2 protein-coding genes are annotated in these 2,100 nt (G+C 43.0%); both read right to left on the bottom strand.

The window, feature by feature from the left end; genetic code table 11:
* Window positions 1-325 (bottom strand): glycosyltransferase family 4 protein (locus NT136_04320; GenBank protein ID MCX6766155.1); only part of this gene is annotated, 325 nt, incomplete at its 3' end.
* A 6-nt stretch (window positions 326-331) separates the two neighbouring features.
* Entirely contained in the window at window positions 332-2,047 is a 1,716-nt protein-coding gene (gene recJ / locus NT136_04315) for a single-stranded-DNA-specific exonuclease RecJ (GenBank protein ID MCX6766154.1), read from the bottom strand.
* Window positions 2,048-2,100: the final 53 nt, after the last annotated feature.

Below are 2,100 nucleotides of genomic sequence, written 5' to 3'. Positions count from 1 at the left end.
AGATATGAAGAGTTTCCGGAGATGTGATAATTCCTTTGGCGTAACTGGAAGAATCAGAAAGGACAATATCATAGCGGGAAAAATCAAATTGCTCAACCGCCAGCGGCATCAGCGGCGGGAAGAGGCGGTGTTTTTTGCGAGCGAGCGTAAACCTTTGCAAAAAAGAAGTGCGGATGTCTTTATCGGAAAATTCTCCGTGCATGGCTTCTTTGTCATACACTAAGGTATAAATCGGCGCGTAAGGAAAAAGCTCGGCAAAACACTCAAGCACCCTTTCCGCCCCGCCGTACTGGACAAGGTAGTCATGAACTAACGCTATTCTCATGGATTATTATTTATTTATTGCCGGTCTCAAGTCAATTAATTTCAATTGAATTTTTTTATTGCCGTTCCAGTTATCCAGTTGGAGATTGAACAAGACGTCAATCACATCATTTTCTTTTAAATGCCCGAATTGTTCGTTAAGATTGAACCCGATGGCTTCAAATATTTTCGGCGGCCCGTCAGTTGACCGCAAATACACTTTTAAGTGTTGATTGCCATTGCCTACTGTTTTTAATTTATCGACAGTAAGATTTTTCATTAAAAAAACCGGCTCCGGATTTCCTTCTCCGAAAGGCGCAAATTTTTCTAATGTTTCAGCCAGTTCAAAATCAACATCCGCCGGCGTAATTTCTGCATCGATTTCCACCTCTGGGCTTATTTCTTTTCCTTCCAGTTCTTTTTCAATAAGCTTATTCAGTCCTTCGTAAAATTTCTCCAGATTTTTATTAGTTACGGTAATTCCGGCTGCTTGGCTGTGCCCACCATATTTTAAAAGCCAACGACCAAGAGATTCGATTGTTTCGATAATATTAATCTGAGGAATGCTTCGGAAAGAACCAGTGCTTTCTTTTTCTCCTTTTTGAAGCACCGCGGTGGGCTTGTTGAATTCTTCAGCAATTTTTCCGGCGACTAAGCCAGCTACTCCAATCGGAAAATGCTCTCCTACCGCGAAAATTAACTTCTTGTCTTTAAATATCGTATTAGCCAAAATTCGCACCTCTTCCGCCACCCGATCAGTAACTTGCTGGCGCTTTTGGTTAGTGGCCTCTATTTCCAGCGCCCGAGTGCGCGCTTTTACCTGATCTTTTTCTATCAGTAAATGGTAAGCGACATTGGCGTGATCCATCCGGCCAGCGGCATTAATCCGGGGGGCGATTTGAAAAGATATTTTGCGAGTGTCAGGCGGGTTGCTTTCATCAACCGCGATTCTTCCTACGGCAAATAGCTCCCGGAGTCCCATCCGGCGGGTTTTGGAAAGTACAATAAGGCCGTATTTCACCACTGTTCTGTTTTCTCCCACAAGCGGCACGCAGTCCGCTACTGTTCCGATGGCCACCAAGTCCAGCATCCATTTGGTTTGCTCAATTTTTCCCGGTAAAAGCATCTGATACAATGCCTGTGCTACTTTAAAAGCTACCCCCACTCCAGCTAGTTCTCTAAAAGGATAGCTGGAATCAGAAAGACGTGGATTAATAATTGCCAGCGCCCCGGGCAAATTGGCGGGAACGTGATGGTGGTCAATAATGATCACATCTATTCCTTTTTGATTTGCTTTTTCAACTTCGTTGATGTTAGTAATGCCGCAGTCGACAGTGATAATCAATTTCACTTTCCGGCGGGCTAATTCTTCTACTGCCCGCTCATTCATTCCATATCCCTCACTTTTCTTGTCAGGAATGTAAACTATCGGGTTAATGCCAAGATCATTTAGAACCTCTTCCAAAATAATCACGGAAGTTATTCCATCGGCATCATAATCGCCAAAAATCGCCACTGGCTTCCCGTTCTCTTTTGCCTGCTGAACTCTTTCTACTGCTTTTTTCATTTGGGAAAATAGAAAAGGATCTAAGATATCCCGCTCGTAATCTGGAAAAACGAATCGGTTAATTCCTTCCAGAGTGTCAATTCCTCGCTGAAAAAGAAGTTGTAAGGCAACTGGGTGCAAGTCAATCGTGCCTGCAGAATCAATATTAACTTTTTCCTTTAGTTTCCATTTCACCATACAAAACAAAAATCCAAACGTCAAAACCCGAATTATTCCAAACCAAGCTCAAA

The sequence above is a fragment of the Candidatus Moraniibacteriota bacterium genome, from assembly GCA_026396275.1.
In the GTDB taxonomy this organism is placed as follows: domain Bacteria; phylum Patescibacteriota; class Minisyncoccia; order Moranbacterales; family JAPLXC01; genus JAPLXC01.
This window is presented reverse-complemented; position numbering and strand designations above follow the sequence as displayed.